The sequence below is a fragment of the Streptomyces sp. NBC_00086 genome, from assembly GCF_026343255.1.
GTDB lineage: Bacteria > Actinomycetota > Actinomycetes > Streptomycetales > Streptomycetaceae > Streptomyces.
The window spans coordinates 507,891-529,478 of sequence record NZ_JAPELZ010000001.1 but is presented as its reverse complement, the minus strand read 5'-3'; the positions used below and the strand labels follow the sequence as shown (position 1 = coordinate 529,478).

The 21,588-nt window shown below is 72.5% G+C and carries 18 protein-coding genes; 9 read left to right on the top strand and 9 right to left on the bottom strand.

Features of this window, described 5'->3' with window-relative positions:
* Window positions 1–74: 74 nt before the first annotated feature.
* Window positions 75–881, top strand: coding sequence for an alpha/beta fold hydrolase (locus OG276_RS02295; RefSeq protein WP_266902168.1), 807 nt, complete (start codon window positions 75–77; stop codon window positions 879–881).
* Window positions 882–993: 112 nt separating this feature from the next.
* On the opposite strand, the gene OG276_RS02290 is transcribed toward OG276_RS02295, so the two are convergent.
* The gene (locus tag OG276_RS02290) at window positions 994–1,761 is read right to left on the bottom strand and encodes a GntR family transcriptional regulator (protein WP_266902166.1); all 768 of its coding nucleotides are present in this window, start codon (window positions 1,759–1,761) and stop codon (window positions 994–996) included.
* A 208-nt stretch (window positions 1,762–1,969) separates the two neighbouring features.
* On the opposite strand from OG276_RS02290, the gene OG276_RS02285 reads away from it, so the two are divergent.
* The 4 genes from OG276_RS02285 to OG276_RS02270 all read left to right on the top strand — a co-directional run bounded on the left by OG276_RS02285 (window position 1,970) and on the right by OG276_RS02270 (window position 5,801).
* Window positions 1,970–3,223: a PTS transporter subunit EIIC gene (locus tag OG276_RS02285; protein ID WP_266902164.1), complete on the top strand. Its 1,254-nt coding sequence runs from the start codon at window positions 1,970–1,972 to the stop codon at window positions 3,221–3,223.
* Between the two features lie 147 nt (window positions 3,224–3,370).
* On the top strand, window positions 3,371–4,423 hold the full coding sequence (locus OG276_RS02280) for an SIS domain-containing protein (RefSeq protein WP_266902162.1): 1,053 nt from the start codon (window positions 3,371–3,373) through the stop codon (window positions 4,421–4,423).
* Between the two features lie 147 nt (window positions 4,424–4,570).
* Entirely contained in the window at window positions 4,571–5,119 is a 549-nt protein-coding gene (locus tag OG276_RS02275; RefSeq protein ID WP_266902160.1) for a hypothetical protein, read from the top strand.
* Window positions 5,120–5,168: 49 nt separating this feature from the next.
* Window positions 5,169–5,801, top strand: a complete 633-nt coding sequence (locus tag OG276_RS02270; RefSeq protein ID WP_266912473.1) for a (2Fe-2S)-binding protein — start codon at window positions 5,169–5,171, stop codon at window positions 5,799–5,801.
* Between the two features lie 85 nt (window positions 5,802–5,886).
* Here the strand turns inward: OG276_RS02270 and OG276_RS02265 are convergent, their stop codons facing one another.
* Both OG276_RS02265 and OG276_RS02260 read right to left on the bottom strand, forming a co-directional pair.
* Window positions 5,887–7,692, bottom strand: a complete 1,806-nt coding sequence (locus OG276_RS02265) for a S8 family serine peptidase (protein ID WP_266902158.1) — start codon at window positions 7,690–7,692, stop codon at window positions 5,887–5,889.
* Between the two features lie 228 nt (window positions 7,693–7,920).
* Window positions 7,921–9,273 carry a cation:dicarboxylase symporter family transporter gene (locus OG276_RS02260; protein WP_266902156.1) on the bottom strand — a complete coding sequence of 451 codons (1,353 nt, stop codon included), beginning with the start codon at window positions 9,271–9,273 and terminating at the stop codon, window positions 7,921–7,923.
* 127 nt (window positions 9,274–9,400) lie between these two features.
* On the opposite strand from OG276_RS02260, the gene OG276_RS02255 reads away from it, so the two are divergent.
* Both OG276_RS02255 and OG276_RS02250 read left to right on the top strand, forming a co-directional pair.
* A complete protein-coding gene (locus OG276_RS02255) occupies window positions 9,401–11,089 on the top strand; it encodes a sensor histidine kinase (RefSeq protein ID WP_266902154.1) in 1,689 nt (562 codons plus the stop codon).
* A complete protein-coding gene (locus tag OG276_RS02250) occupies window positions 11,086–11,808 on the top strand; it encodes a response regulator (protein WP_266902152.1) in 723 nt (240 codons plus the stop codon). The genes OG276_RS02255 and OG276_RS02250 overlap by 4 nt, the downstream gene beginning before the upstream one ends.
* On the opposite strand, the gene OG276_RS02245 is transcribed toward OG276_RS02250, so the two are convergent.
* The gene (locus OG276_RS02245; protein WP_266902150.1) at window positions 11,748–12,611 is read right to left on the bottom strand and encodes a tyrosinase family protein; all 864 of its coding nucleotides are present in this window, start codon (window positions 12,609–12,611) and stop codon (window positions 11,748–11,750) included. The two genes, OG276_RS02250 and OG276_RS02245, sit on opposite strands and share 61 nt — an antisense overlap.
* Window positions 12,608–13,021: a tyrosinase cofactor gene (locus OG276_RS02240; RefSeq protein WP_266902148.1), complete on the bottom strand. Its 414-nt coding sequence runs from the start codon at window positions 13,019–13,021 to the stop codon at window positions 12,608–12,610. The genes OG276_RS02245 and OG276_RS02240 overlap by 4 nt, the downstream gene beginning before the upstream one ends.
* Before the next feature lie 426 nt (window positions 13,022–13,447).
* Here OG276_RS02240 and OG276_RS02235 point away from each other — a divergent pair, with 426 nt between their 5' ends.
* A complete protein-coding gene (locus OG276_RS02235) occupies window positions 13,448–14,839 on the top strand; it encodes a glutamate decarboxylase (protein WP_266902146.1) in 1,392 nt (463 codons plus the stop codon).
* A gap of 37 nt (window positions 14,840–14,876) precedes the next feature.
* Here the strand turns inward: OG276_RS02235 and OG276_RS02230 are convergent, their stop codons facing one another.
* The 4 genes from OG276_RS02230 to OG276_RS02215 form a co-directional block, all read right to left on the bottom strand.
* A complete protein-coding gene (locus tag OG276_RS02230) occupies window positions 14,877–17,381 on the bottom strand; it encodes a DEAD/DEAH box helicase (RefSeq protein WP_266912471.1) in 2,505 nt (834 codons plus the stop codon).
* A 181-nt stretch (window positions 17,382–17,562) separates the two neighbouring features.
* On the bottom strand, window positions 17,563–19,239 hold the full coding sequence (locus tag OG276_RS02225; protein WP_266902144.1) for a sigma-70 family RNA polymerase sigma factor: 1,677 nt from the start codon (window positions 19,237–19,239) through the stop codon (window positions 17,563–17,565).
* 76 nt (window positions 19,240–19,315) lie between these two features.
* Complete coding sequence (locus OG276_RS02220; protein WP_266902142.1) at window positions 19,316–19,786, bottom strand: DUF4180 domain-containing protein; 471 nt, start codon at window positions 19,784–19,786, stop codon at window positions 19,316–19,318.
* Window positions 19,779–20,282 (bottom strand): helix-turn-helix domain-containing protein, encoded by a 504-nt coding sequence (locus tag OG276_RS02215; protein ID WP_266902140.1) that lies wholly within the window; start codon window positions 20,280–20,282, stop codon window positions 19,779–19,781. Before OG276_RS02215 ends, OG276_RS02220 begins: the two co-directional genes overlap by 8 nt.
* Window positions 20,283–20,407: 125 nt before the next feature.
* On the opposite strand from OG276_RS02215, the gene OG276_RS02210 reads away from it, so the two are divergent.
* The gene (locus OG276_RS02210; protein WP_266902138.1) at window positions 20,408–21,451 is read left to right on the top strand and encodes a S66 peptidase family protein; all 1,044 of its coding nucleotides are present in this window, start codon (window positions 20,408–20,410) and stop codon (window positions 21,449–21,451) included.
* Window positions 21,452–21,588 lie beyond the last annotated feature (137 nt).

The following is a 21,588-nucleotide window of genomic DNA, read 5'->3' as shown; positions in this document are numbered from 1 at the left end:
GCAAAACACGAGTGAAAGGCAACGGGCTGTCAGGTGAACGCGAGTGGCTCAATGTAGCTCCTTAGACTCCTTTCATGAACCCCCAAATTGGCAATGGCGTGACACTCTTTTTCGAGGACTTGGGTCCCCGTGACGGAGCACCCGTAATCCTGATCCACGGACATCCGTTCAGCCACTCCATGTGGGCTCCCCAGGCGGCGGCGCTGACCACGGCCGGTTACCGAGTGATCACCCCTGACCTGCGGGGATACGGGAAAAGTCCGGTGCTGCCGGGCAAAACGCTGCTCGCGGACTTCGCCGATGATCTGGTTGCTCTGCTCGACCGTCTGGACGTCGAACAGGCGGTCGTCGGCGGTGTGTCCATGGGCGGCCAGATCGCCATGGAGATGAGGCTCGGCCACCCGGGTCGGGTGCGGGCCCTCGTTCTCTCCGACACCTCCTCTCCGCCGGAAACCGAGGACGGCAAAACCTTCCGCCGGAACCTTGCCGAACGGCTCCTCGCGGAGGGAATGAAGCCCTATGCCGACGAGGTCATCGACAAGATGCTCGCGCCGTACAACGTGACCGGTATGCCGGAGGCGGCGGCCAAGGTCACCGGGATGATGTGCGCGACCGCCCCCGAGGGCGCCGCGGCCGCCCTGCGCGGGCGCGCCGAACGGCCCGACTACGCCCCGGTGCTCGCGGCGCTGCCGCCCGAGGTGCCCTGCCTGATCGTGGTCGGCCGGGACGACGTCTACACCCCGGTCTCCGAGGCCGAGTCCCTGCACGCGCTGGTCCCGCACTCGGTGCTCGCCGTGGTGGAGGGGGCCGGGCACCTGCCGGGCGTGGAACAGCCGGAGGCCTTCAACCGGGCGCTGCTGGAGTTCCTCGCGGGAATCTGAACGGCGTCGCGCGCGGCCACCGGGCCCCGGACGGGCGTACGACCGCCCCGGCCGGGGCTTTCGGCTGTCCGAAGGGTGACGAACGGGGCTACCGGGCGCCGGACGCCCGGTGTCAGTCTGTCTGCAGGGTGGTGCGCAGCCGGTAGCGGTCCCCGCTGTACTCCACCGTGGACAGCAGCAGCGGCCGCTGGTCCCTGGTGTACACCGTCTGGTCGAGTACGAGCACCGGCGCGCCCTCGGCGATGCCCAGGTGTCCGGCGAGCTCCCCGTCGGCGTTGCGCGCCTCGATGGTCGCTTCGGCGCGGTCGGGTTCCACGCCCCAGCGGCGCAGTTCTTCGAAGAGGGAGGTCTCGCGGAAGTCCGTACGGGCGAGGTCGGGCGCGAGTTCGGCGACGACCAGGGTCCGGTCGACGGCGATCCGCACGTCGTTGAGCAGCCGGACTCGTTCCAGGCGCAGCAGCGGGGTGCCGGCGGGCACGCCGAGGCGGTCGGCGTCGTCCAGGGACGCGGTGACGGTGTCGTGGCGCAGGACCACCGAGCTGGCGCGCATGTGCTTGCGCCGCGCGGTGGCGGTGAAGGACTCCAGGTCCTTGGGCCATTCGCGGGCGGGCGTGGGTGCCACCGGTGCCGCAACGAACCAGCCGCGCCCGTGGGACGCGGTGACCAGTCCCTGATCGACGAGGTGGGCGAGCGCGCGGCGCAGGGTGACGCGGGAGACGTCCAGCCGGGTGCACAGCTCGCGCTCGGGCGGCAGCTTGCTGCCCTCGGACAGTCCGCGACGGGCGATCTCCTCGCGGATCCGGTCCGCGGCCTGGGTCCACAGGGGGTCGGCCGCACGGGCGGTCGAGGCGGTGGCGGCGATGGCAGCGTCGTCGGTCATGGCTCGAACCATACCACTTGCTACCACTTTGCCTCACTGTCGGCCGCGGGGCGGCGGGGATTCATCGGGGGGCCGTCGGGACCCGCCCGGGACTTACGACCCGACCTTGATATTTTATTAAAGACCACAAGAGACCACTGTTGACCAATCCAAAACCACTGGTTACCTTCGAGTCGTCCCCACCACCCCGCTCGACGAGGAGCACCAGATGAGTACGGCCACCGCCGCGGTCACACCGGCCGCCGGAAAGAAGCCGGGCCGGATCATGCCGGTCATGCAGCGCATCGGCCGCAGCCTGATGCTGCCCGTGGCCACGCTGCCGGCGGCCGCCCTGCTGACCCGCCTCGGCGGAGCCGACCTGCTGGGCCGCGAGAACTTCCCGATGATCGTCCAGAAGCTCGCGATGGTCCTGGCGGCGGCCGGTGACACCGTCTTCGCCAACCTGCCGCTGCTCTTCGCGGTCGGCGTGGCCATCGGCTTCGCCAAGAAGTCGGACGGCTCCACCGCGCTGGCGGCCGTGGTCGGCTATCTGGTCTTCAAGGCCGTACTCGCCAGCCCCGCCTTCCCCAAGGGCGTGGACGGCGAGCCCCTCGACGCCAAGGTCCTCGGCGGCATCGTGATGGGCCTGGTCGCGGCCCTCCTCTACCAGCGCTTCAGCCGGACCAAGCTGCCCGAGTGGCTCGGCTTCTTCGGCGGCCGCCGGCTCGTGCCCATCCTCAGCGCCTTCGCGGGCGTCGGCATGGGAGTGGTATTCGGAGTGGTCTGGCCGACCGTCGGCGGCTGGTTCTTCCACTTCGGCGAGTGGCTCGTCGGCACCGGCGCCTGGGGCGCGGGCCTCTTCGGCCTCGTCGTCCGGGCCCTCATCCCGATCGGGATGCACCACTTCTTCTCGGTCTTCCCCTGGTTCGAGGCGGGCAGCTTCGTCAACCCGGCCACCGGCACCGAGGTGCACGGAGACATCGCCCGCTTCCTCGCCGGCGACCCGACCGCGGGCCAGTTCATGACCGGCGGCTTCCCGATCTACATGTTCGCGCTCCCGGCCGCAGCCATGGCCATCGCGCACACCGCACGCCCCGAGAACCGGACCATGGTCAAGGGCATGATGATCTCCGTCGCCCTGACCTCCTTCGTCACCGGCGTGACCGAGCCCATCGAGTTCGCCTTCATGTTCGTGGCCCCGCTGCTCTACGCGATCCACGCCTTCCTCTTCGGCGTCTCGATGGCCGTCTGCTACGCCCTCGGCATCCGCGACGGCTTCGGCTTCTCCTCCGGTGCCATCGACTACATCGTGAACTTCGGCATCGCGACCAAGCCCTGGCTGCTCATCCCGATAGGCCTGGCCTTCGCCGCCATCTACTACGTGCTCTTCCGCTGGGCGATCGTGAAGTTCGACCTCCCGACCCCGGGCCGCGAACGCGACGAGGACGGCAACCCGCTCTCCAAGACCGAGGCCTCCCTCTGAGCCCGAGCCGGTAACCCGACCGGCCCGCCCGGGCCGCCCGACCAGGCCCCGCTCCGCCCGCCCGCCCCGTACGATCGCCCGCCCCCTCCGCCCGCCCGAGCCGGCGGGGGCGGGCGACCCCAGACTTCGCTAAGGACCCCCCCCACCATGTCCGGATCCCGCATCACGTTCCTCGAAGGCCAGGCCGACCAGGGCGCAGCCCTCGCCCGGATCGCCGACCGCGTCCGTACCCAGCTCGCCTCCCCGGAACTCGCCGGGCTGCGCGCCGCCGAACGCCCCCTGTTCACCGGCATCGGAGCCTCGTACGCCGCCCTCGCCGTGCCCGTGCAACAGCTCCGCGAGGCCGGGATCGTCACCCAGCGCGTGCTGTCCAGCGAGATCGAGACCGGCACCGACGGCTTCGACACCGACTGCCTGATCGCCGTCTCCCAGGGCGGCCGCAGCTCCGAGACCATCGCCGCCTTCGAGTGCGCCGCCCCCGGCATCACGAAGACCGCGCTCCTGAACGTGGTCCCCTCGCCGCTCGGCGACCTCGCCGACCTCACCGTGGACCTCGGCAACGAGCCCGACTCGTACGCCTCGACCATCGGCTACACCGGCACCATCGTCGCCCTCGACCTGATCGCCGGGGCCGTCGCGGGCCGCGAGGGCGACCCGTGGGGCGAGATCGCCGAGCAGACCACCGCGATCCACTCGCAGGCCACCGCGATCGTGGCGGGCCTGCGGAAGCGCGGCGCCCGCTGCATCGCCTCCGACGGTGTGGCGGCCGGGGCCTCCCGGGCCTCCGCCGAGGAAGGTGCGCTGCTGCTGCGCGAGGTGGTGCGGATGACCGCGGCGCACTCGGCCACCCGCAACTACCTGCACGGCGAGATGGAGTCGGCGGGCAACACCCTGCACCTCGTCTACGGCGACGGCCGCGAGATCGAGCTGGCCCGCTCGCTGGCGGGCGCCGGACACCTCACCCTGCTGATGACCACGGCCGAGGCGGAGCCGGCGGACAGCCTGTCGGTCCTGCGCCTGCCCGAGGTCGCGGACGCGGTCCGGGTGGTCCTGGAGACCGTGGTCCTGCAGGAGCTCGTCGCCCAGCTCAGCGCCGAGCGGGACGTCCCGATCGAGTCCTTCGTCTTCGCCAACGACGACACCAAGCAGGGCGGCCTCGACATGTCCGACTTCGAGGTCGCGGCCTTCACCCAGGCCTGACCCGCGGCCGCAGGCAACCGGCCACCGACTCCACGGCCCGCGGATCCCCGGATTCCGCGGGCTGTGGCACGTGCGGTCCGTTTCTCGGTGCACCCCGCGCCGCTCCCCGGCGCGGGACGTGCACGGGCGGCCTGGGATCATGCGGGAATGGATCCCTTGTCGTCCGACCTAGTCCGCCTCGCCGCCACCGGCCGGTTCGGAGACTTCTTCGTCGGTGCCCGGTTGCCCGATCTCATCGCGGCGAAGGGCAAGCCCGAGTGGTCGGGGCGGGTCGAGGACAAGCGCCGCTGGCCGCACTGGTTCTGTTACGGCGGTCTGGAGATCGTCTTCTGCCGGTGCCGCCTGCTGGACCGGATGTTCGTACCCGTCTGGCGCGACGGGCTGGAGATCCCGGGGGCGGGCCGCGAACCGGGCTACACCGTCACCACGCCGGTCACCGAGTCGCGGTTCACCGATGCCCTCACCGCCGCCGGGATCGCCTGGCGCACGCAGTGGTCGCCGACGCTGCCGGACCAGCGCACGCTCCTGACCGACCCGGTACCCGGCATCGTCGCCGACTTCGTCTTCGTCGCGCCCGACGACGAGGATCCGGTCACGGCGGACTGGCCGCTGGAGAAGGCGGGCACGTACGGCCTGAACCACGGCGCCTGTCCGGAGCCGGACCCGGACCTGCCCGACGACGGCTTCGGAGCCTGAGGTGGACGGCGTACTGCGGCAGCTTCGATCCGTAGGCCCCTTCTTCACCGTGGCGTACGGGAAGGAACCGCCCGGCCCCGGCTTCCGGCCGCTCGACGAGCTCTACGGGGAACACCTCGGTGCCTACGTCGGCGAAGTCGGCCGGCGGATCGGGAGCGGACCCGGCCGCGTGGCGGCTTCGACCGCGCAGTTCGGGATCGCCTCGCGGCTCTGGTCGCTCGGGCTCGGCTGCGCCGTGCTCTCCGGGCGGGTGCCGGACCTCGGACCCGGCCGCCTGCGGTGGCGGCTGCCCGGCGAGGGCTCGCTGGAGCTGTGGCTGCCCGAGCCCGCCGAACTCCCCGCGGAAACCCCGGCGAAGGCCTTGGCGGACACCGTGCTCGCCAACCTCGCGGTGCTCGACACGGCGCTGCGCGAGCGGTTCGGCGTCTCGCCGCAGGTGCTGCGCGGCAACGCGGCCTCGGGGCTGGTCGGCGCCGTCCGGGTGCTCACGGACCGGGTACCGGGCGAGGCGGCGGCGCTGCTGGCCGCCGGACTCCTCGCCGACGGCGGCCCGCTCGGCGGGACCGGCGCCTTCGTCCACGAACCCGGGCTCGGGGTGGCCTTCGTGCGCCGCAGCTGCTGCCTGTACTACAAGGTGCCCGGCGGCGGCCTCTGCGGGGACTGCGTACTGCGGACCAAGTGAGCGGCGAGGGGCCATCGGGGCGCGGCGTACCGCTCCCCGATGGCCCCCGTGGCGCCACTGATCAGAAGGCCGCGGGGCCCGGAGATCAGAAGGTCAGGTTCCAGGCATCGATCTTGCCGGTGTCCTGGCTGGCGTTGTCGTTCACGCGCAGCGTCCAGACACCGTTGGCGACCTCGGAGGAGGCGTTGACGGTGAAGGTCTGGACGATGTTGTCCGCGCTGCCGCCGGCCCGGTTGCTCAGGACGTAGACCGAACCGTCCGGAGCCACGAGGTCGACCTTGAGGTCACCGATGTAGGTGTGCTTGATGTCCACGCCCACCTTGAGGGTGGCCGGCGCGTTGCCGGTCACTCCGCTGACGGTGATGGCGCTGTTCACGGTCGCGTTGTCGTTGATCGTGACATCGGTGAGGTTCTCGAAGTACTTGCCGGGGGGCGGGGTCGAGCCGCCGACCGCCTTCAGCGCGTCGACCTGGCCCTCGCCGAAGAACCCGTTGTTGGCCGTGGTGCCCTTGCAGCGGGCGTCCGACGGGCAGGCGGTGTCGTTGGCCTGGGTGGCCAGCGCGGTGCGGATCTGCGCCGGGGTGAAGGTCGGGTTGGCGCTGGCGATGAGCGCCGCGACGCCCGCGACGTGCGGGGTGGCCATCGACGTGCCGCTCTTGGTGCTGTAACCACCGCCCGGAGCGGTCGAGTAGACGTTGCTGCCGGGAGCCGCGACGTCGATGACGCCCTGGCCGAAGTTGGAGAACGAGGCCTTGGTGACACCGGTGCCGTTGGCCGCGACCGTGACCACGCCCGGGAGCTCGGTCGGGATGTCGAGGCAGGCGTTGGTGATGGTCCGGGTGGTCGGCGTCGAGTCGTTGGGGCTCGCCGAGTCCGTGGTCTTGTTGGCCAGGTCGTAGTTCTCGTTGCCCGCCGCCGCGACCTGGAGCGAGCCCTTGCTCTCCGCGTACTCCTGGGCGCGCTTGACGCCCTCGATGATCGCGGCCTGGTCGATGTTGTCCGGGCAGTTGAACTGCCACGGGTCCGTGTAATAGCTGTTGTTGGTGACCTTGAAGCCGTGGTCACCGGACCACACGAAGGCACAGATGGTGTTCTCGGCGAAGAAGAGCGAGGTGCCCGGCTCGGCCACGCGCACCGAGGAGATCTTCACGCCGGGGGCGACGCCGACGACGCCCTTGCCGTTCTTGGCGGCGGCCACGCTGCCGGCCACGTGCGTGCCGTGGGTGTCCACGTCGCGCCAGGCGCCGACGCGGGTGTCCGCCTTGCCGTAGGCGCAGGAGGCGGAGTCCGCGGCGTTGAAGTTCGGCGCCAGGTCCTGGTGCTGGTCATCGACGCCGGTGTCCAGGATGCCGACCTTGACGGAGGCCGAGCCGGTGGTCACGGCCCAGGCCTGGTCGGCCTTGATCTGGGTCATGTCGACGCGCGCGGGCTCGCCCGCGGGGGTCGTCGACTGGGACGGGTTGGCGGGCAGTGCCGGGTTGTAGGCGTCGGCCGGTACGTCCGAGGTGCGCGTCGCGCCGACCTTCTGGACCCCGCTGACCCCGCGCATGGTCGCGGCGAAGGTCGAGGAGGTCGAGTGGGCGACGATCACGCCGATCTGGTCGTAGTACGAGAAGACCGTGCCGCCGTTCGCCGTGACGGCGGAACGGACCGCGGAGCTGTCACCGGCGGCGGTGATCACCACGTAGGCGCGGGTGCCGGCAGCCCAGGTCGCACTCTGGGAAGTCGGCGCCGGGGCCTGTGCCTTGGCGGGGGCGGAGGTGCCGGGAATGCCGGCCGGGGAGACGGGCGCCGTGCCGGCGAGCGCGGCCGGTGCCCCGAGGACCAGGGCGCCCAGGGCGGCCGCCAGTACGAGGGTGCGTCGAGGTCGGCTGGATATGTGGGGTATCAATGCGTCCTCCGAAGACGGTCCGGCGGTGCGGGTGGCACCTACCGGTCCGTACGAAACGAGTGGTGGACGCAAGATGTCAGAAGCGTGCCCCGATATGGAAGTACCTTTTACAGCTAGACGGTTCATCCGATCTTGGCTGAAAAATGACTCCCGCCCGACGTGTCGGGTCCGGCCGGGCTGGGCACCGTGGGGGCGAGCCCTGCCCGGCCGGTCCGCGGGGCGTCCCCGTCAGGCGGGGACGCCGTCCTTGGCGCCGTCCGGCTGGGCCGGTACGGCCGTGGCCTGCTCGTGTCCGTCGTCGGTGAGCGTGCTCTCGTCGAACGGCAGTCGCCCGGCCAGGACTTCGGTGGCCCGGACCCGGTCGAACTCCTTGGTCCAGGTGCCGATCAGCACGGTCGCGATCGCGTTGCCCGCGAAGTTCGTCAGCGCCCTCGCCTCGCTCATGAACCGGTCGATGCCCACGATCAGGCCGACGCCGTCGACGAGTTCAGGCCGGTGCGACTGGAGTCCTCCGGCCAGTGTGGCCAGTCCCGCACCCGTCACCCCGGCCGCGCCCTTCGAGGCCACGATCATGAACAGCAGCAGGGAGATCTGCTCGCCCAGCGCCAGGGGCTTGCCCATCGCCTCCGCGACGAAGAGCGAGGACATCGTCAGATAGATCGCGGTCCCGTCCAGGTTGAAGGAGTAGCCCGTGGGGACCGTGATGCCGACGACCGGCCGCGAGACGCCGACGTGTTCCATCTTCGCGATCAGCCGGGGCAGCGCCGACTCCGAGGAGGAGGTCGACAGGATCAGCAGGAACTCCCGGCCCAGGTAGCGCAGCAGGGCGAAGACGCTGATGCCCGTACACAGGCGCAGCAGCGTGCCCAGGACCACGAAGACGAAGAGCAGGCAGGTCGTGTAGAAGCCGATCATGATGACCGCGAGGGACTTCAGCGCGTCCATTCCGGTCGCCCCGACCACCGCCGCGATCGCTCCGAACGCGCCCACCGGCGCTGCCCACATGATCATCGCGAGCACCCGGAACACCAGCTTCTGCACGTGCCCGATCCCGCGCAGCACCGGTTCGCCCGCCGCGCCCATGGCCTGGAGCGCGAACCCGCAGAGCAGCGCCACCAGCAGCGTCTGCAGCACCTCGCCCCCGGTGAAGGCCGACACCAGCGTGGTGGGGATGATCCCCAGCAGGAACTCCGGCGTGCTTTCGGCGCCGCCCGCCTTGGCCTGCGCCTCGCCCGCGCTCCGGGCCGCCTCGGTCAGGTGCAGCCCGCTGCCCGGCTCCAGCAGGTTGCCCACGAGCAGCCCGATGGCCAGCGCCACCGTGGACATCACCATGAAGTAGCCGAGCGCCAGCCCGCCCACCGCGCCGACCTTGGCGGCCTTGCGCACCGAGCCGATGCCCAGCACGATCGTGCAGAAGATGACCGGCGAGATCATCATCTTGATGAGGTTGACGAAGCCGGTGCCCAGCGGCTTGAGCTCCACGGCGGTGCCGGGTGCGGCGAACCCGACGGCGATGCCGAGCAGCACCGCGCCGATCACCGCGATGTACAGATAATGCGTCTTGTCGCGCCTGGCGGCCACGATGCCTCCCGGTAGTGCCCTTCGCCTCCCCGATGGCGAAGGCGTCCCGGGAGGACCATGGCCCGCCGCTGTGACCCCGGTCACCCTTGCGTTCATTGAGTTCACGCCCCGGTGCACACTGAGCGCCATGTTCCGCTTCCTCCGGCCGCCGCGCAGCCTCGCCGGTCAGCTCTTCGCCATGCAGGTGGTGCTGGTCGCCGCGGTCGTCGCCGGCTGCGCCGTCTTCGCGTACGCGACCGCCCGCGACCAGGCCGAGGAGGCCGCCCGGCGCCAGGCCGGGGCGGTGGCCCGCGCGGTCGCGGACGCCCCGTCCGTACGGGACGCGGCGCGCGCGCCGCGGCAGGAGGGTGCGCGTGCAGCGGGAGGGGAGCCCGTCCCCGAAGCCGTACGGGGCAACGGGCGCGGGGCCGGCGCCCCCGGCGGGCCCACCGCCGCCCTGCAGCCCTATGCGGAGCGGGTTCGCGTCGACGCGGGCGTGGACTTCGTGACGATCATGGCTCCGGACGGACGGCGCTGGACCCACCCCGACCCGATGCGGATCGGTGAACGCTTCCTCGGCAACACCGCCCCCGCCCTGCGGGGCGAGACCTTCAGCGAGACCTACACCGGCACCCTCGGCCCGTCCATCCGCGTGGTCACCCCGATCACCGACGACGGCCGGGTCGTCGGCATGGTCGCCGCCGGCATCACCGTCCGCGCGGTCAGCGCCCGCCTCGCCGAGCGGCTCTCCGCCCTCGCCTGGATGGCCGGCGGCGCCCTCGCCCTCGGAGGGGCGGGTACGTACGTCGTCAATGCCCGGCTCCGCCGCCACACCCACGGGATGAACGCGGCCGAGCTGAGCCGGATGTACGACTACCACCAGGCCGCCCTGCACGGGGTCCGCGAAGGGCTCCTGATGCTCGACGGCCGGCGCAGGATCACCCTCGTCAACGACGCGGGCCGCGAACTCCTCGGCCTGCACGGGGAGGTCAAGGGCGCCGGCATCGCCGACCTCGGCCTGCCCGCCCCGCTCACCGGGGCACTGCTCGCGGACCGGCCCCGGGTGGACGAGGTCCACCTGACCGCGGACCGGATGCTCGTGCTCAACAGCGCGCCCGTCGCAGGCGGCGGCCGCCGGGGTACCGTGATCACCCTGCGCGACCACACCGAACTGCTGTCACTGACGGGAGAGTTGGATCAGGAGCGCGGATTCACCCGGGCGCTGCGCGCGCAGGCCCACGAGGCGGCCAACCGGCTGCACACCGTGGTCTCCCTCATCGAACTCGGGCGCAGCACGGAAGCCGTGGACTTCGCCACCGCCGAACTGTCCCTCGCCCAGGCGCTGACCGACGAGGTGATCGCCGCCGTCGGCGAGCCCGTGCTCGTCGCCCTGCTGCTCGGCAAGGCCGCGCAGGCCCACGAGCGGGGGATCGAGCTGGTCATGACCCCGGACAGCGGAGCCATCGGCGCCGGGCCCGGCGGGCCGCCCGCCCGGGACCTCGTCACCGTCCTCGGGAACCTCGTCGACAACGCCGTCGACGCCCTCACCGGCGTGCCCGGGGGCCGGATCTCGGTCACCATCCGCCCCGACGGACCGGTCGGCCCCCACGGGCAGGGGATGCTGATCGGCGTGGCGGACAACGGCCCCGGACTTCCCGAAGGCGCGGACGTGTTCCGGCGCGGCTGGTCGGGCAAGGGGGAGGGGCGGGGCCTGGGCCTCGCACTGGTGCGGCAGGTGGCCCACCGGCACGGCGGCAGTGCGGACGCCGATCAACTGCCGGACGGGGGCGCGCGGTTCACCGTACGGCTGCCGGCGCGCGGGGAGGGGGACGCATGAGCGCGCCCGAGGTGCGGGTCCTCGTCGTGGAGGACGATCCGGTGGCCGCCGACGCGCACGCGCTGTACGTAGGGCGGGTGCCCGGCTTCACCGCCGTCGCGGTCGTCCACTCCCTCGCCGAGGCCACCCGCGTCCTGGAGCGGACCCGGATCGACCTCCTGCTGCTCGACCTGACCCTGCCCGACGGCCACGGGCTGCGCTTCGCGCGCGGCCTGCGGGCCGCGGGCCACCCCGCCGACGTGATCGTGGTGACCTCGGCGCGGGACCTGGGGGTGGTCCGCGAGAGCGTTTCCCTCGGGGTGGTGCAGTACGTGCTGAAGCCCTTCGCCTTCCCCACCCTGCGCGAACGGCTCCTGCGCTACGCCGAGTTCCGCGCGACGGCGGCGGGGGAGGCGGCCGGCCAGGACGATGTGGACCGCGCGATGGCGGCCCTGCGCTCACCCCGGCCGGCGGAACTCCCCAAGGGGATCGGCGGCCCGACCCTGGACCGGGTCGCCGCGCTGCTGCGGGCGGCCCCCGAAGGGCTGACCGCGGGCGGGACGGCCGAGGCGGCCGGGATCTCCCGGATCACCGCCCGCCGGTACCTGGAGCACCTGGTGGACACCGGCCGTGCGGACCGCACCCCCCGGTACGGCCAGGTCGGCCGCCCCGAACTGCACTACCGCTGGCTGGCGGCGGCCCCGGCCGGGGCGGGCACCGGCTCGGTGTCGAAGGTGTAGAACTTCCGGTGGTCCAGCATGTCGGCCGGGGTCACGTCGTTCCAGGGCCGCATCGTGTCGTTGAGGTCCACGACGTTCGGGGTGCCGGCGGCGGGCAGGTACGGCGACTGCGGGTGCAGCGCCTGCCAGTCGGCCCACAGCTTGTCGATGAAGGCGTGGTGCATCCAGAACACCGGGTCGTTGGGGGAGACCCCGGTGGCCATCTGGCCGCCCACCCACACGTGCACCCGGTTGTGCAGGTTGGCCCCGCGCCAGCCCTCCAGGTGGTTGCGGAAGCCGCCGGAGGAGCTGTTCCAGGGCGCCGCGTCGTAGACCGGCATGGCGAGGACGGAGTCCACCTCGGCCCTGGTCGGCAGCTGGGCCACGCCGGTGCCGAGCGCGCGCCGCAGGTAGGAGCGTCCGTCCACCCGTACGGCTATCTCCCACTTGCCCGTCGCGTACGCGAACGGTCCGTCGAGGACCTGCCCGTCGCGCGCCCGTCCGGTGCCGCCGAGGAAGTCGGCGGCCCAGAGGGAGGAGCGGGCGGTCCGGTCGGCCGTCCAGTCCCAGTACGGAAGGGCGACTGCCGGATCAACCGCCTGTAGCGCCGCCTCGAACTCCAGCAGAAACCGGCGGTGCCAGGGCAGGAAGGAGGGGGAGCGGTGGCCCACCCGGTCGCCGGAGTCGGTGTCGCCCATGATGAAGCCGTTGTGCGTGGTGACGAAGCGGTCGTAGCGGCCGGTCCGCTTCAGTTCGAGGAGCGCCGCGACGAACGCCCGCTTCTCCTCGGGGGTGAGCGAGGCCTGGTTCTTGCGGATGGTCATCGCATGCCGCCCATCGGGACGAGGGAGGCGCCCTGGAGCTCGCGCACGGCGGCGCGGGCGAGCGGGAGCGGGCCGGAGAAGGTCTCGTAGTGGTTGACGACGCTGATCCAGCTGCCGTCGGCGTTGCGCATCACGTGCAGTTCGCGGCCGTCTATGAGCACGGTCGGCTGGCCGGGGGCCTGGTGGCCGCCGTGGTGGCCGCCGTGGTCGTCCCCGCCCGAGGCGGGGACTATGCGGATGCGGCGGCCCTGGTAGACCTCGTCGACGGTGCCCGCGGGGGTGGTGGGTGCTGCGGGTGCGGCGGGGCGGGACCGGGTGACGGCCGCGTGCGCGGTGGCGCCGGCGAGGCCGAGGACGGTGAGTGCGCCGGCAGTGGTGCCTAAGGCCTGTCGGCGGGTGATCTTGTTCATGGCCCGAAGAGGTATCAGGGCGCGGAGAACGGAGGGCTGCTATCCGGACATGCGCGGATAAGTCACCTGTTGAACCTGTTGGATGATCTTCCCGTCCGGACCGACTCCAGCGGCCCGGACGGGAAGACCTATGTAAAAAAGCTTAACTGACGGGAAATCCTGCGGCTGCTCGGGGTGGCTATGGGAGGGATCACACCGCAGAGTCGGCCGGAAGCCGCAGCCGGAACCGCCCTCCGGGGCCCGGTTCGGGCGGCCGGGGCCTCCGGGTTGGCGGTCGTTGCGGACGCTCGTGAGGCTCCCCCGGGCGGCTGTCCACCCTCGGGGGCACTCCTTCACCTTCCCTGCACCTTCTCCGCGCCTTTCCTTAAGTATTCGGAAGACCGCTTAAGTGCGATCTGTCCGGTTCTAGGCCGTTATAGTCCCGATATGGCTCTCCATGAGACGAAGGACCTGCGTGCCCGCGACGCCGAGACGGACGTGTTCGCGTCCGCCCTCAGCGGCGAGATCCTCCCCAAGTACCGGATGCCCGAAGACCACTCGCCCTCCGAGGTGGTCTACGAGCTCCTCCACAACGAGCTGCTCCTCGACGGCAACGCCGCCCAGAACCTGGCCACCTTCTGCACCACCTGGTCGGACGACGGGGTCCACCGGCTGATGAACGAGTGCCTCGACAAGAACATGATCGACAAGGACGAGTACCCGCAGACGGCCGAGATCGAGGCCCGCTGCGTCAACATCCTGGCCGATCTGTGGAACGCCCCGGCCGGCACCACCGGCACCGGCTGCTCCACCACCGGATCCAGCGAGGCCGCGATGCTCGGCGGCCTCGCCCTCAAGTGGCGCTGGCGCGAGCGCCGCCGAGCCGCCGGACTGCCCACCGACAGGCCGAACCTGGTGTGCGGGCCGGTCCAGGTCTGCTGGGAGAAGTTCGCCCGGTACTTCGACGTCGAGCTCCGCCAGCTCCCCCTGGAGCCAGGAGCCACCGGCCTGCGCCCCGAGCAGCTCGCCGCCCACGTCGACGAGAACACCATCGGCGTCGTCGCCATCCTCGGCGTCACCTACACCTGCGTCTACGAGCCCGTCGCCGAGATCGCCGCCGAACTCGACCGGATCCAGGCCGAGCACGGCTGGGACGTGCCGATCCACGTGGACGCCGCCAGCGGCGGCTTCGTGGCCCCCTTCCTCCACCCCGACGTGGTCTGGGACTTCCGGCTGCCGCGCGTGGCCTCCGTCAACACCTCCGGCCACAAGTACGGCCTCGCCCCGCTGGGCGTCGGCTGGATCGTCTGGCGCACCGCCGACCTGCTCCCGGCCGACCTCGTCTTCTCCGTGGACTACCTCGGCGGGGACATGCCCACCTTCGCCCTCAACTTCTCCCGGCCGGGCGGCGAGATCATCGCCCAGTACTACCTGTTCCTGCGCCTGGGCCGGGGCGGCTACCGCCGGGTGCAGCAGGCCTGCGCCGACACCGCCCAGTACCTGGCCCGCGAGATCGAGACCATCGGCCCCTTCACCCTCCTCTACGACGGCCAGGGCGCACTGCCCGCCGTCTCCTACCGGCTCACCGATCCGCAGGGTGCGGGCTTCACCCTCTACGACCTCTCCGACCGGCTGCGGATGCGCGGCTGGCAGGTGCCCTCGTACCCGCTGCCCGCCGAGCGGGACGACACGGTCATCCAGCGGGTCCTGATCCGGCACGGGGTGACCCGGGACCAGATCGCGCTGCTCGTCTCCGACCTGCGCCTCGCCGTGGAGCACCTCATCGCGCACCCGCAGCCCGTGCCCGCGGCCCCGCCCCGGTCCGGCTTCCACCACTGACGCGGCCCCCGGGCCCGCCCGCGAGCGGGCCCGGAGCTCACGGCGCCGGCCAGCGCATCCCCAGCTCCGTCAGCGCGGCCGTCCGCTCCGGGGTGAGGGACGCGGCGCGGGAACGCTGGTTGGCGATCCAGGAACCGAGGCGCAGGTCCCGGTCGCCGACCCGTTCCACGTGCGTACGGGGCACCCGCAGGTGCCGCTCGCGGTCGTGGAACCGCCGGGCCGCCTCCAAGTGCGCCGCCCACGCGTCCGCGTGGGCGACCCGGGGCTTCGGCCGGTCCGGGCCCTCGGCCGGGGTCACCCCGAGGGTGTGCTCCAGCAGCCAGCGCTGGGCCCACGCGAGGCGCTCCCAGGAGGCGCGCTGACCGCGCAGCCACACGCCGAGGTCCTCGCCCTGGACGACGGCCTCCCCGGGGCGCGCAGGGAGCCGGCCGCCCGCGTCCAGGTGGACCCGGGTCAGGTGGAAGGCCCGCTGCCAGGAGATGTCCCAGGCCGGACACCAGGACGCGTCAATGGCTTCCAGGGCCTCGCGGCGTTCCTCGGACAGCGCTCCGGGACCCTCCCGGCGGGCCGCCGCCCGCTGGTTCTTGACCCAGACCCCGACCGGGGCGCCGCGCCAGGTGGCGTCCACCGGAGGCAGCAGGTGACCGTTCTCGGCCGCCCAGCCGCTCGCCGCCGCCAGCCCCTCCTCGAAGGCGACATCGAAGTGGCTCCACACCATGCCCAGTTCGTCGAGCTGGGCCACCCGCACGCGGCCGAGCGCCCCGCGGCGGTACGTGCGCCGGGCATCCGCGATCCACTGGCCGAGCGGGAAGCGGGCCAGCCCCGGCGGCCACGGAGCCCCGGCTCCCTCGGCGGCGGCCGCGTCCGCGCCCGTGGCCGCGGGACGGGGCACCTTGAACGCGAACGGCACCTTGAGGTCCCCGGCGACCGAGGCGTAGATCCGGGCGGCCTCCACCCCGCGCCGCCAGTGCTCGCGCTCCGGGTGCAGGACGCGCAGCCGGACGAAGGCCGCCAGCAGCGCCGGGTCGCGAGGGGTGGAGAAGCTCAGCAGGGACTGCGCGCCGCCGCGCAGCCCGGGGCCGCCCACGGACTCCGTGCCGCCCGGTCCCGCGGCCGCGCGCCGGCTCGGGGCCTGGGGCTGTGCCAGGGACTCGACGAGCCGCGTGTCGTGGGCCCGTAGCGCCTCCAGCAGCCGCGCGAGGTCCCCGTACGCCCGTGAGGTCAGCATCGTCTCGGGGGACTCGCCCGGCCCCAGCAGCACCGGCACCACGAGGGAGGCGACCTTGCCCTCCCCGGGCCGGATGCGCAGCGCCCGGCCGACGGCCTGCACCAGGTCGGGCATGGAACCGCGTACGTCGGCCCAGAAGACCGAGTCGCACTCCTTGGTGTCCACGCCCTCGCCCAGCACCCGGACACTGCCCAGGAAGGCCTTGTCCGCGACCCGGTCGTCCGCGAAGGCGCCCAGCACCCGGCGCCGGTGCGCCGCCGTGTGCTGTCCGCACAGCCAGTCGGCCCAGACGGTACGGGGGTACACCGGCCGCGGGGCCCAGCTCGTGGCGCGCAGGCGTGCGGCGACCGCCGGCAGCCCGGCCGCGAACGCCTCGGCCTCCTTCGTCAGGTGGTGGAAGACGAGCGTGCGCCGGAACCCCTGCTTCACGGCCGCCGTCACCAGCGCCGTCTGCAGTGCCGCGAGCCGCACCCCGCGCACGGCGTCGGAGCGCCCGTCCGGCCCGAGCAGCACGGCCGCCTGGAACTCCGGATCGCTGACGTCCACGCAGACCACCCGGTAGGGCGCGCAGATGCCCCGGTCGACGGCCTCCGAGAGCGTGAGGGTGTAGCAGCGCGCGCCGAACGGGCCGTCCGGATCGTCCTCCATGGAGGCCACCAGGTCGCCCCGGCCGCGTACCGCCTCCGGCCGGTCGGAGCCCTCGGCCGGCTCCTCGCTCTCGGCGGGCCCGGAATCCTCGCCGTCCTGCCAGACCCGGGGCGTGGCCGTCATGTACAGGCGCCGGACCGAGGGGATCCGGAGGTTGTCGTGCACCACCGCCCAGGGCTTGCCGATCCGCCCCGAGGTCCGGTGCGCCTCGTCGACCACGATCAGGTCCCAGCCGGGCAGCCCCTCGCGGTGCGCGTTCTCGATGGTGCCGAGGCCCAGCGAGGCGTACGTGGCGTACACCGTGACCCGGTCGACGGGCGGGCCCGCCCAGCCGGCCAGTTCGGCCGGGTCGGTGGTGGTGGGCACCCCCGCGTCCTCGCCGCGCAGCGAGCACACGGCGAAGGCGCGGCCGGTCCGGCCGCCCTCGCGCCAGGCCGCCGCGGTCTGCACGAGCAGGTCCAGGGAGGGCACCAGGACCAGGACCCGGCCGGCCCGCAGTTCCTCGGCCGTGTGCACGGCGACCAGCGACTTGCCGGAGCCCGTTGCCATGATCACCTGCGTACGGAGCCCGGTCCGTGGGACCCTGCGCCCGGCGGGCAGTTCCAGCGCCCGCACGGCGGCGTCGACGGCCTCGCGCTGGTGCGCACGGAGTTTCTGCCTGCTGATGCGCCCCACCTCCACCGTGATCTGCCGGTTTGCTTCCAGCTCCTATCTTGCCCCCATTTTGAATCATTGCGGGGAGATCGCACCGACGGGGTGCGGTGGAGCGGGCCGGGGCAGCGGACGAGGCCGGGGCGGGGGGCCGGGGCGGGGGACCGGGGCACGGGACCGGGCCGGGCGGGGCGGGTCACATCCGGGCACCGAAGTTCTGCGTCCACCACGGGCCGCCGGCGCCCTGGTGGATGCCGACGCCGATGTCCTTGAAGGAGCAGTTGAGGATGTTCTCGCGGTGGCCCTGGCTCTTCATCCAGGAATCCATGACCTGAGCCGCCGTCCGCTGCCCCTTCGCGATGTTCTCCCCGTAGGTGGACCAGCGGTACCCGGCGGCGGTGGTCCGCTTGCCCGGGTCCGCGCCGTCCGGGTTGGTGTGCGCGAAGAAGTTCCGCCGCGCCATGTCGTCGGAGTGGCCCTGGGCGGCCGTACGCAGCTGCGCGTCGTCCTTGAGCGGCCCGCAGCCGGCCGCCGCGCGCTCGGAGTTGACCAGGGCTATCACCTGGGCGGCGGTGCTGCCGCCCGGCGGGGCGGGGGCGGGGCTCTTCGGCGGAGTGGACTTCGGGCTCGGCTTCGGGGTGGGCGTGGGGGGCGCACTCCGAGTCGGGCTCGGGACGGCGCTCGGCGAGGCGCTCGGTGAGGCGCTCGGTGACGGGGACACCGAGGGGCTCGGAGTGGGGGAGGCCGGCTCCGGGGGCAGCGAGGTCCCCGAGTCCGGAGCCACGAGCGCGGCCGCGGGCGGCTCGGGGGAGGCGCCGGGCCGGGTGCCGAGGTAGGTCAGCCCGCCTCCCACGACACAGGCGGCGAGCACCGCGCCACCGATCACCCGGCGCCGGCCACGGGTGCGCCGCTGTCTGCGCAGCGAGGCGCGCCCGTCCCCGGGGCCGCCCACCGCGGCGAACTGCTCCTCGCCACCGCCACCGTCGGCCGGGCCGCCGGTGGGGCCGGTGCCCGGGGCGGGGGAGCCGCCCGCGTCGTACGCCCAGGCGTCGGTGGCCAGGCCGGCGGAGGTGAAGCCGGAGGCCGCGGCCGCCCGTACGCCCGCGAGCAGCGCCGCCGAGACCGGCACCAGCGCCAGCCCGGCCAGCAGACCCTCGGCCGGGAGCAGGCCGCTCCACAGCCCGCCGCACCGCAGGCACGCACGGGCGTGCCGGGCTATTCGCTTGCGCCACAGCGCCGAGGGCAGGCCGTCCCAGCTCGCCACCACCGCCCGCAGGTCCTCGCAGGGCGGCTGGGCGCCCAGCGCCCGCTCCACCACCCGGGCCGCCTCCAGCTGCGCCTTCATCCGCTGGACCCGTACCGCCGTGTGCTGCGCGGACAGTTCCAGTGCCTGCGCCACCTCGGTGCGCGTCAGCTCCCCGGCGCACTCCAGCCACCACAGGGACAGCAGCGCCCGGTCGTCGGGCTCCAGCCAGCGCGTGGCACGGGCCGTCTCGCGGCGCTGGCCCTCCAGCTGGAGTCGCACGACGGTCAGGTCCACGAAGTCGGCGCCGGGATCGGCGAGCTCCCAGGCCGCTTCCAGGCCGCTCTCGCCGGGGGCGCTCCGGCGGGCCTGCCAGTGGGCGCGCACCCGGTTCATGGCGATCGCGACGAGCCAGGACCGGAAGCTGTGGTCGTCGCGCAGGCCGCCGAGCCCGTCGAGTGCCCGCAGCATCGTGTCCTGGACCACGTCGTCGACGTCGACGGATCCGTTCAGGGCCCGCCCGACGATGTTGTAGACCAACGGCAGATAGGCGCCGACCAGGTCGTCCTGTGCGCGGGGATCGCCCGCGCGGGCCGCGGCGACCAGCGCTGCCGTGTGCGATGTGCTCATAGAAAAGTCCCTGTCCGTACCGGCGCTCGATGATGCCCAATACCTGGGAGACCGTCGAGGGGGACCTTGATAACGGTTATCCGTCGATCGGTTTCGCGGATGCGGAATCCGGAGCGCCCGGCCCCGGTTCCGTCCTCGGTTCCGGCCCCGATTCCGATCCGGGTTCCGGCCCCGTTTCCCCGGCCGGGGCGAGCCGGGCGGCCAGGGCGTCGAGGTCGGGCAGGAACCAGATGTGGCGGCCCTCGTTCGATTCCCGTACGAGATCGCGCAGGGCCCGACTCGCCCCCAGGTGGTGCGAGAGGTCACCCACGACCACCAGGCGGACCCGGTAGTTCACGAACTTCTGCATGATCGCCCCGGCGAGCCCGCTGCGCAGGTCGAAGAAGCCGGCGTCCAGGCGCTCGACCGGGACGGCGACGATGTCGGTCCGGTAGAAGGCGCCGCCGATCAGCTGGTCGAGCGCGTCCTGCTCGGTGGCGACCGGCGGGCCGTCGGCGGCGCAGACCAGGACCGGTACGCCGTGGTGCTCCTGGATGAGGTCAGTCACGGTGCACCGCCCCGGCGCCGTGGTCCGGTTCGGTCCCCATGCCGTTGCCCGGGCCGAGCACCCCGTCGACCAGTTGCAGGAGATCGGCGGTGGTGGTGGCGTCGCCGAGGACCACGATCTTCATGCGGGCCCGCTCCTTGTCGTAGACCGTCTGGACGCGCAGCGCGGCCGGGGTGGCCCGCGGGGACTGCGCGCTCGCCGTGACGAGGTTCGCGAGCCGGCTCGCCGCGTCGGGACCGATCGCGTCGATCTGCACGATGCTCGACACCTCCAGGTGCCGCCGCGGCGCCTGGCCGGCGCCGGAGGGATCCCCGGCGGCCGGGACGGGCAGGCTGGTCAGAGCCTCGAAGTCCGCGCGGCTGATCCGGTACTGCTTGCCGATCCGGACGGCTTTGAGCCGGCCGTCGCGCACGTAGTTCCGGACGGTGCGCACGTGCAGCCCGAGCAGCTCGGCGACCTCGCCGACCGAATACAGCTCGCGTCCTTCATCACTCATACAGCCGAACCTTACCTCAAGAGACGCAGATGAGGACTGATAGGGAATGATGGGGACGTTTCGGGGAGGAGAGGGGAACGGGAAATCGCTTCGGTGTCGACCGGGTCCGCTCCTAAGATCACCGGATGACGGATCCTCGCTATCCCGCCAAGCCCCGCCCCGGAGACCGCGTCGCGGTGCTCTCCCCTTCGGCCGGTCTGCCCGCGCTCTTCCCGCAGCCCTACGAGTTGGGGCTGCGCCGGCTCCGGGAGGAGTTCGGGCTGGAACCGGTGGAGTATCCGACGACCCGGAAGATGGGTGCGACGCCGCAGGAGCGGGCCGCCGACCTCCACGCCGCCTTCGCCGACCCCGAGATCAAGGCGGTGATCGCCAGCATCGGCGGCGACGACCAGATCACGCTGCTCCCGCACCTCGACGCCGATCTCCTGCGCGCCCACCCCAAGCCCTTCTTCGGCTACAGCGACAACACCAACCTGCTCCTGCACCTCAGGGACCTCGGGCTGGTCGGCTATCACGGGAGCTCGGTGATGGTCGAGCTCGGACGGCCCGGCGCCATGCACCCGCTGACGGCCGAGTCCCTGCGGGCGGCGCTGTTCACCTCCGGCGAGTACGAGTTGACCGCCACCGACGCCTTCGGCGACGTCAACGGCCCCTGGGACGACCCCCGTACCTTCGACGCCGAACCGGAACTGGACCCGGCCAAGGGCTGGACCTGGCACCACGCCGACCGGGTGGTCGAGGGCATCAGCTGGGGCGGCAACCTGGAGATCATCTCCTGGCTCCTGATGGCCGACCGCACCGTGCGGCCCGTGGAGGAGTACGCGGGCGGGGTGCTCTTCCTGGAGACCTCGGAGGACATGCCCCGCGCCCAGGACGTCTACTGGATCCTGCGCAACATGGGCGAGCGCGGACTGCTGAGGCAGTTCCCCGCCCTCCTGATGGGCCGGGCGAAGAGCTGGTCCTTCGAGAAGCGCCTCGACGCCGAGGGGCGCGAGCGCTACCGCCACGAGCAGCGCGAGGCGGTCCTGCGGGCCCTCGGCGAGTACGCCCCCGACACCATGGCCGTCTTCGACGTGGACCTCGGACACACCGACCCGCAGATCGTGATCCCCGTCGGGGGCCGCATCCGGGTGGACGGCCCGGCCCGCCGCCTCTTCGTCACGTACTGACGATCAACATCGGTTCCGGGTGGCTCCGTTGGGGTTCCCCCGGCCGGGTCCGGGGTGACAATGGGGCTCCCACGGGACGTGTTGGGGGCGGCATGTCGACGTTGCTCTTCAGGGGATCCGGCCGGGCACGGGGCTGG

Coding starts and splice junctions, on each gene's coding strand:
- OG276_RS02295 (WP_266902168.1), top strand. CDS start 75: ATGAACCCCCAAATTGGCAATGGCGTGACACTCTTTTTCGAGGACTTG.
- OG276_RS02290 (WP_266902166.1), bottom strand. CDS start 1,761: ATGACCGACGACGCTGCCATCGCCGCCACCGCCTCGACCGCCCGTGCG.
- OG276_RS02285 (WP_266902164.1), top strand. CDS start 1,970: ATGAGTACGGCCACCGCCGCGGTCACACCGGCCGCCGGAAAGAAGCCG.
- OG276_RS02280 (WP_266902162.1), top strand. CDS start 3,371: ATGTCCGGATCCCGCATCACGTTCCTCGAAGGCCAGGCCGACCAGGGC.
- OG276_RS02275 (WP_266902160.1), top strand. CDS start 4,571: ATGGATCCCTTGTCGTCCGACCTAGTCCGCCTCGCCGCCACCGGCCGG.
- OG276_RS02255 (WP_266902154.1), top strand. CDS start 9,401: ATGTTCCGCTTCCTCCGGCCGCCGCGCAGCCTCGCCGGTCAGCTCTTC.
- OG276_RS02250 (WP_266902152.1), top strand. CDS start 11,086: ATGAGCGCGCCCGAGGTGCGGGTCCTCGTCGTGGAGGACGATCCGGTG.
- OG276_RS02245 (WP_266902150.1), bottom strand. CDS start 12,611: ATGACCATCCGCAAGAACCAGGCCTCGCTCACCCCCGAGGAGAAGCGG.
- OG276_RS02240 (WP_266902148.1), bottom strand. CDS start 13,021: ATGAACAAGATCACCCGCCGACAGGCCTTAGGCACCACTGCCGGCGCA.
- OG276_RS02235 (WP_266902146.1), top strand. CDS start 13,448: ATGGCTCTCCATGAGACGAAGGACCTGCGTGCCCGCGACGCCGAGACG.
- OG276_RS02225 (WP_266902144.1), bottom strand. CDS start 19,239: ATGAGCACATCGCACACGGCAGCGCTGGTCGCCGCGGCCCGCGCGGGC.
- OG276_RS02215 (WP_266902140.1), bottom strand. CDS start 20,282: ATGAGTGATGAAGGACGCGAGCTGTATTCGGTCGGCGAGGTCGCCGAG.
- OG276_RS02210 (WP_266902138.1), top strand. CDS start 20,408: ATGACGGATCCTCGCTATCCCGCCAAGCCCCGCCCCGGAGACCGCGTC.